We start from the raw sequence: 220 nt of genomic DNA, 5'->3' as shown, positions 1-220 counted from the left end.
CTCGTGCTGGTTTCCGGTTATTCGGGCATCGGCAAATCGTCGGTGGTCAATGAACTGCACAAGATCCTCGTGCCGCCACGGGGATTGTTTGCGTCCGGCAAGTTCGACCAGTACAAGCGCGATATTCCGTATGCAACGCTGATCCAGGCATTTCAAAGCCTGGTGCGCATGCTTCTGGGCAAGTCCGAAACGGAGCTGGCGGGCTGGCGTGCCGCATTGC

1 protein-coding gene is annotated in these 220 nt (G+C 58.2%); it reads left to right on the top strand.

What is annotated here, in order from left to right; genetic code table 11:
• A partial coding sequence (locus tag VSR82_RS40580; protein ID WP_498858990.1) for an AAA family ATPase occupies window positions 1-220 on the top strand: 220 nt, incomplete at both ends.

This window comes from Burkholderia sp. JPY481 (genome assembly GCF_038900515.1).
Taxonomy (GTDB): domain Bacteria; phylum Pseudomonadota; class Gammaproteobacteria; order Burkholderiales; family Burkholderiaceae; genus Paraburkholderia; species Paraburkholderia youngii.
This window is presented reverse-complemented; position numbering and strand designations above follow the sequence as displayed.